This window comes from Sinorhizobium sp. 7-81 (genome assembly GCF_030124405.1).
GTDB lineage: Bacteria > Pseudomonadota > Alphaproteobacteria > Rhizobiales > Rhizobiaceae > Sinorhizobium > Sinorhizobium psoraleae.
This window is the reverse complement of sequence record NZ_JASKLT010000008.1, coordinates 237,506-244,721: the sequence shown is the minus strand read 5'-3', so window position 1 is coordinate 244,721 and position 7,216 is coordinate 237,506. Positions and strand designations below refer to the sequence as shown.

Genomic DNA, 7,216 nt, shown 5'->3' with positions numbered 1-7,216 from the left:
GAGCGAAGGTCATCGTCGCCAGCAGCGCCGCCGCCCTCGTCAGTGATCGGGCTTATAGACCCGCACCCTTTCCCCAGTCAACAGCCATTTTCAAAAAAAATGACAGTTTTCTGACAAACCTCGGCGACACAAGGCTTTGCGGGTCGGAGATTCTTTTCTCGCCGGATCGGCCGCTCTGTGGATTCACAATTTCGCCCTCACTTCTTCACAATCAACCGATCTAAGCGACATCATCGATGCTTCGCTTCGGGGGACATAGGCGGGGGGCCCTCCCCCTCGCCGATTTGACTCCGGCGCGCGGAGGATGCACACCTTCGCGTAACGTATCGACGTCAAGAATACGGTTAAGAGTAATCAGGGGCGCTTAAGCTTGGCATGATCACCGACAAGAACATGGTCCGGTCGCTCGGCGACCAGCCGCCGATCCTTGCGGATGGCCGCCGCGCGCCGGACCGGCGCGAGATCTCGATGCGCTGGCTGTCGGGCACGTTCCTCACCGGTATCACATCGAGCCTGCTAATGGGCGTCGCCCTCTTTGCCGCTCTCGACGGCCGGCAGCAACTGGCGATTCCGGCGGAGGCCTTTGCAGCACTCGACCCTTCCGCTCCCGGCGCTGCGCCGATCAGTACCGCCAAGCGCGGCGACCGCATCCTATCGCCTAACATCGTCGCCAAGCCCGCCGACAAGACGGTCATGGAAGTCTCGACGATGATCCATGACGGCGAGAAGGAGGTCGTCCGCCGGCAGCCCTTCGTCCATGTCAAGATGGCGCTCGCGGCCAATCACCAGACGTCCGAAAACTACCCCGCATTCGATCCGCTGGCGATCTTCGCGACGGACGACGCGGACGCGGAAGCTCCGGTAGCACGGACGGGCACCATCTACGGTTCGGACGTCGAATCCGAGGTTGCACTGAAAACCATCGACTTTCCGCTGAAGGGATCCAGCCTCACTTTCGGACCATCCATGTCGCTCGACGAGGTGGAGGAAAACGTCCGTACCAACGGCTCGGTCCTGACGGAAGGCAACACGCAGGTTGCTTCGCTTTTCTATGTCGACCCGCAACGCTTCGCTTCGGACGCAGGCGAGCTCGATCTGATCCAGGGGCTGTCGGCCCGGATCGTCGAGGAAAACATGAGCGTTTCGGCCTATGAGAACATCACCAAGCAGAGCACCGAATATGCGGACGACGTTATCCCGGTTCGCCGCCCGACGCCGATCGTAACGGCGATGGTGAATGCCGGTTATTCCAAGGCGCAGGCCGAGGATGCCGGAGGCTACATCGAGGAGGCACTCGGCGCCAAGGAGCTGGCCGCCGGCGACGTCCTGCGCATCGGGATCATCCAGAAAGGTGAGGAGGCGCGGATCGTGCGCGCCACCATTTACTCGCGCAATCGTCACGTGCTCACCATGGCCGTCGACGACAAGGGCCGTTTCGTTCCCGGCGCCGAGCCGCCGAGACTCGATGCGGTCGCGACCGCCTTCGACGACAACGGAACGCCTGTGGTCGCCAGCGGTCATGACCTGCCGCGCGTCTATGACGGTATCTATCGAGCCGCCCTTTCCTACGGCATGAATTCCGACATGGTGGCCTTGGTGGTCAAGCTGCTGGCAAGCAATGTCGATTTCCAGGCGCAGTTGAAGCCTGCGGATTCGCTCGAGGCTTTCTTCTCGGTCACCGACGAAAGCGGGCGCGCGACGGACGAATCCGAGCTTCTTTACGTGAATGCCAAGTTCGGTGACGCCGAGACCCGGTTCTACCGTTTTCAGGATCCGGACGATAATTCGATCGATTACTTCGACAAGGACGGCAAGAGCATCCGCCAGTTCCTCTTGCGCAATCCTCTTCCGAACGGCCACTTCCGTTCCGGTTTCGGCATGCGCCGCCACCCGATCCTCGGCTTCTCCCGCATGCATACCGGCGTGGACTGGTCGGCGCCGCGTGGCACCCCGATCATCGCCGCCGGAAACGGCACGGTCGAGAAAGCCGGCTGGGACTCCGGCGGCTATGGCAACCAGACTCTGATCCGCCATGCCAACGGCTACGTTTCGTCCTACAATCACCAGAGCGCGATCGCCAAGAACGTCAGGCCGGGCGCCAAGGTCGTCCAGGGCCAGGTGATCGGTTGGGTCGGCACCACCGGGCTTTCCACCGGCCCTCATCTCCATTACGAGCTGATCGTTAACGGCAACAAGGTGGACCCCCTGCGCATCCGCCTGCCCGGCGGCAAGTCGCTCAAAGGCGAGGCGCTGGCGACCTTCGAGAAGGAGCGCATGCGTATCGACGAACTCCTCGGCAAGGACGAGGGCGGCAACGAGGTTGCGAGCAAACAATAATATTCCATGGTATAAGCCATGCAAAAAGGCCGCCTTTCGGCGGCCTTTTCTGTCTCAATTCTTTGCTTACGCGGCTTCTTTCTCGACGGGGGTCCCACGCTTGAAGTTCAGCCGGTCGGATCCGGCGATAACCTTCACCGCGGAGCCGTCCGGGAACTCGCCCTGCAGCATCTTCTCGGCCAGCGGATCCTGAAGATATTTCTGAATCGCCCGCTTCAAAGGCCGTGCACCATAGGCGGGGTCGTAGCCCTTGTCGGCCAGGAAGGCGCGCGCTTCGTCCTCCAGTTCGATCGTGATCTTGCGATCGGCAAGCAGCTTGCGCAGCCTTTCGAGCTGGATATCGACAATCGCGCCCATTTCCGAGCGACGCAGCCGGTGGAACAGGATGATCTCGTCCACGCGGTTCAGGAATTCCGGGCGGAAGGCGGCTCTCACCACCTCCATGACCTGATCGCGAACCGCATCGCTGTCCTCGTTCTCGCCGAGGGCGGTCAGGTATTCCGCACCGAGATTCGAGGTCATGATGATCATCGTGTTCTTGAAGTCGACGGTGCGTCCCTGGCCATCGGTCAGCCGCCCGTCGTCAAGCACCTGCAAGAGCACGTTGAAGACATCGGGATGGGCTTTCTCGATCTCGTCGAACAGCACGACCTGGTAAGGCCGGCGGCGAACGGATTCGGTCAACGCCCCGCCCTCTTCATAGCCGACATAGCCGGGAGGCGCACCGATCAGCCGGGCCACGGAGTGCTTCTCCATGTACTCCGACATGTCGATCCGCATCAGCGCCGTCTCGTCGTCGAAGAGGAACCGGGCAAGCGCTTTGGTCAGCTCCGTCTTGCCGACGCCAGTAGGCCCGAGGAAGATGAACGAGCCGATCGGCCGGTTCGGATCCTGGAGCCCGGCGCGCGAACGCCGGACCGCGCGCGACACGGCCTGCACCGCATCGCCCTGGCCGACGACCCATTTTGCCAGTTCGTCCTCCATCCTGAGCAGCTTCTCGCGCTCGCCTTCGAGCATCTTGTCGACGGGAATGCCGGTCCAGCGCGAAACGATATGGGCGATGTTGTCGGGAGTGACGACCTCCTGCACCATCGCATCGGCGCCTGAACCGTCCTGGCTTTCCGCTTCGGCAAGCTCCTTCTCGAGTTTCGGGATCACGCCGTAGGCAAGTTCACCCGCGCGCTGGAATTCGCCCTTGCGCTGGACGATCTGAAGCTCGTTGCGTGCTTCGTCGAGCTGCTTCTTGAGATCGGCGGCTTGCCCGAGTTTCTGCTTTTCTGCCTGCCAGCGCGCCGTCAGTGCGGCAGCTTCCTCTTCGAGAGAGGACAGGTCGAGTTCCAGTTTTGCGAGACGATCCTTGGAGGAGGCGTCGGTCTCCTTTTTCAAGGCTTCGCGCTCGATCTTCAGCTGAATGACGCGCCGGTCGAGTTCGTCGAGTTCCTCCGGTTTGGAGTCGACCTGCATCCTGAGGCGAGAGGCGGCCTCGTCCATCAGGTCGATCGCCTTGTCCGGCAGGAAGCGGTCGGTAATGTAGCGGTTGGAAAGCGTCGCGGCGGCCACCAGCGCGGAATCCGAAATCCGCACCTTGTGGTGCTGCTCGTACTTCTCCTTGAGGCCGCGCAGGATGGAGATCGTGTCCTCGACCGTCGGCTCGTCGATCATCACCGGCTGGAACCGCCGGGCAAGAGCGGCATCCTTCTCGACATGCTTGCGATACTCGTCGAGCGTCGTCGCACCGACGCAATGCAGTTCGCCACGAGCGAGCGCGGGCTTCAGAAGGTTCGAGGCATCCATGGCCCCATCCGCCTTGCCGGCGCCGACGAGCGTATGCATCTCGTCGATGAACAGAATGATCTCGCCGCTTTCCGACTGAACCTCGTTGAGCACGGCCTTCAGCCGCTCCTCGAATTCGCCGCGGAATTTCGCGCCGGCAATCAACGCGCCCATGTCGAGCGCCATCAGGCGCTTGTCCTTGAGGCTTTCCGGCACGTCGCCATTGACGATCCGGAGCGCAAGGCCCTCGGCGATCGCCGTCTTGCCGACGCCCGGCTCACCGATCAGCACCGGGTTGTTCTTGGTCCGCCGCGAAAGCACCTGGATCGTGCGACGGATTTCGTCGTCGCGGCCGATCACCGGGTCGAGCTTGCCCTCCCGCGCTTCCGCCGTCAGATCGCGCGCGTATTTCTTGAGCGAATCGAAGCCCTGCTCGGCATTGGCGCTGTCGGCCGTGCGCCCTTTACGGATTTCATTGATGACCTGGTTGAGTTTGGTCGGCGTGACGCCCGCCTTCGACAGGATCGATGCGGTGGCAGCCGAGCTTTCGATCGCCAGTGCCAGGAGCAGGCGCTCGACAGTCACGAAGCTGTCGCCGGCTTTCTTGGCGGCCTCCTCGGCCGTAGTGAAAATCTTGGCAAGCGGCTTTGACAGGTAGACGGAACCATTGCCGCCGGAGACTTTGGGGAGCTTCGCCAGAGCCTGAGCCGTGCCGGCTCTTGCCTCGCGCGCATCACCGCCGGCGCGTTCTATGAGAGACGCCGCCATGCCCTGATCATCGTCGAGCAATACCTTGAGGACGTGCTCGGGCGTGAACTGCTGGTGTCCCTCGGCCAACGCATAGGTCTGCGCCGATTGCAGGAAACCGCGCACGCGCTCGGAATATTTCTCGATATTCATTCTCTACCTCCATAGCCCGGCGAGCCCATCATCGTGGCACTGGCCGGTGTTTCAGGATCAGGCTCCCGCATTCGGCAAGCCTGTCATTGATGACTCGTCCTCGCGTTGCGCGGGATCAAGTCTTCGAAGCGGAATATGGGGCAGTGTTTTCAGAAATTAAAGGGCGGTGGCGGAAGGCGCTTGGCGAAATCTCCACGGACAGGTGGCGCCGGGCTCAACCAGAAAGAGCGCCCCGATCGCCGAGTGGCTGACATAAGAAAACCCGACCGCTGGGCGGCCGGGTTCTGGTCAATCGGTTGCGTAAGGCGAAGCGCCCGAGAGCGCTTATTCCGGGAGCGCTTATTCCGAGGCGGCTAGCGCCGGCGCATCGCCAGCAGCTTCGCCGGACGGCTGGGCGTCGCCCGATGCTTCGTCCTGCGCGCCGCGGCGCGGCTGGCGGCGCGGACGGCTGGCACTGCGACGGCGAGAGGCCGGACGGCCGGAGGTCGCCGCAGGCGTTTCCTCTTCCATTGCCACTTCGGCAGGCGTGCCTTCGATCACCGGCTGCGGACCGGAACCATCGATAACCGGCTGAGGTGCGCTCACGGAGGGTGCGGCTGCATTCGAGGCTGCGGGTGCATCCTCTGAATAGCCCTGATCCAGATCGTCCTGATCGCGATCGATCCCGTCCCGGTCCTGATAGTCCTGGCGCTCGTCGCGCTGGAAACGATCCTGCATCTGCGCCTGCGCCGCGGCGATGATGCGGTTGTAGTGCTCGGCATGCTGCAGGTAGTTTTCCGCCATGACGCGGTCACCGGAACTCTGCGCGTCGCGCGCAAGGGCAGCGTATTTCTCAGCGATGTGCTGAGCGGTACCGCGAATCTTCACATCGGGGCCGGAGCTATCGTAAGTCCGCGTAAGCGGATTGGATCCCTTGCGGTTATGGTTGTTTCCGTTGTTATTGTTGTTATTTCGCCCACGGCCGCGCTTGTTTTGCTGTCCTGGCCTCATAGTATATTCACCCGAATTCTCTTGATAATGATGATCATGTGGTTCCGCATCCCGGCCGGACCTGTCCGCGCCCGAGAAAACACGCGCCACGAAAGACCGCATCGCGATCTCGGCGCCGGCTGACGTCAAATTAACAGGTACCCGCACAAGGCACTGTCGAACCCTAGCAACTCTTTCTTGAGAGCAATCCCCGTGGCCAGGTCATACCGGAGCGAATCTTTGGTCGATGACCTTACTGCCCAGTGCGCGGGGGCAAACTAGCCCGCTTCCTTTAGGATTCCAAGCCCTTTCTTTGCCCTTCAAGAAAAGAGATGTGCCGATGCAGCGTTTTTTCAACAGTTGCTGCCGCATTCCCGGTCGCGCTTGAATACAAGGGCCCGGTCGTTGCCGCCGAGGTCCTTCGCGCTGTCATGCAAACGGAACCCTTGCGCTGCGAACAGCGCCATCACCGCCTGCTTTTGATCGAAACCGATTTCCAAGCCTATTACGCCGTCTGCTTCAAGATGACGATCAGCGTGAAGGGCAATGGCACGATAGGCATTCAGCCCGTCGTCTCCGCCATCAAGAGCAGCGGCCGGATCATGGAATTTCACTTCCGGCTCAAGCTCTTCGACAACTTTGGACTGGATATAAGGCGGATTTGAGACGATTACATCGAACCGCCCCCCGACCTCCTCGAACCAGTTGCTCCGAAGCGTCTGGAACCGCCCGGCAAGACCGTTGCGCTCTGCGTTTTCGCGCGCCGTCGCCAAGGCGTCCTCGGATATATCGGTACCGAGGCCGCGAGCTTCAAGTACCTCATCGAGAAGAGCAAGACAAATTGCTCCTGTTCCGATGCCGAGATCGATGATCCGGCAGGTTCCCTTGTTGGCGACAATCCGCCGCACATGCGGGATCATGCAGTCGACCAGCGTCTCAGTATCCGGCCGCGGCTCCAGCGTGTCCTTGGAGAGCTTGAGCGTCAGTCCGTAGAACTCCCTTTCGCCGAGGATACGGTAGACCGGCTCGCGCGCTGCGCGACGCTCGACGGCAGCTCGGATCCGCGCCGCGACGGCGTCGTCAACCGCCTCCCCTCCCCGCGCCATCATTGCCGCTAACGAAAGCCCGAGCAGCCCGGAAATCAGGTGCCGGGCATCGACCGCCGCCGTCTCGATACCGGCGGCCTTCAGCCTGTCACGGCTTTCGGCAAGGAGGTGGTCGAGCGTCTCGGCCATTG

At 61.8% G+C, this 7,216-nt stretch carries 5 protein-coding genes; 2 read left to right on the top strand and 3 right to left on the bottom strand.

Features of this window, described 5'->3' with window-relative positions; genetic code table 11:
* A partial coding sequence (locus tag QN224_RS24265; RefSeq protein WP_283978688.1) for a hypothetical protein occupies positions 1-224 on the top strand: 224 nt, incomplete at its 5' end.
* A 151-nt stretch (positions 225-375) separates the two neighbouring features.
* Positions 376-2,337: a M23 family metallopeptidase gene (locus QN224_RS24260; protein WP_283978687.1), complete on the top strand. Its 1,962-nt coding sequence runs from the start codon at positions 376-378 to the stop codon at positions 2,335-2,337.
* A 66-nt stretch (positions 2,338-2,403) separates the two neighbouring features.
* Here the strand turns inward: QN224_RS24260 and clpB are convergent, their stop codons facing one another.
* From clpB to prmC, 3 genes are all read right to left on the bottom strand, one after another.
* On the bottom strand, positions 2,404-5,010 hold the full coding sequence (gene clpB, locus QN224_RS24255; RefSeq protein ID WP_283978686.1) for an ATP-dependent chaperone ClpB: 2,607 nt from the start codon (positions 5,008-5,010) through the stop codon (positions 2,404-2,406).
* A 339-nt stretch (positions 5,011-5,349) separates the two neighbouring features.
* Positions 5,350-6,000, bottom strand: coding sequence for a DUF4167 domain-containing protein (locus QN224_RS24250; protein WP_173509301.1), 651 nt, complete (start codon positions 5,998-6,000; stop codon positions 5,350-5,352).
* Between the two features lie 332 nt (positions 6,001-6,332).
* Positions 6,333-7,214: a peptide chain release factor N(5)-glutamine methyltransferase gene (gene prmC / locus QN224_RS24245; protein WP_283978685.1), complete on the bottom strand. Its 882-nt coding sequence runs from the start codon at positions 7,212-7,214 to the stop codon at positions 6,333-6,335.
* Positions 7,215-7,216: the final 2 nt, after the last annotated feature.

What these genes read in the sequence shown, in the direction of transcription:
- QN224_RS24260 (WP_283978687.1), top strand. Translation starts at nt 376, where the DNA reads ATGATCACCGACAAGAACATGGTCCGGTCGCTCGGCGACCAGCCGCCG.
- clpB (WP_283978686.1), bottom strand. Translation starts at nt 5,010, where the DNA reads ATGAATATCGAGAAATATTCCGAGCGCGTGCGCGGTTTCCTGCAATCG.
- QN224_RS24250 (WP_173509301.1), bottom strand. Translation starts at nt 6,000, where the DNA reads ATGAGGCCAGGACAGCAAAACAAGCGCGGCCGTGGGCGAAATAACAAC.
- prmC (WP_283978685.1), bottom strand. Translation starts at nt 7,214, where the DNA reads ATGGCCGAGACGCTCGACCACCTCCTTGCCGAAAGCCGTGACAGGCTG.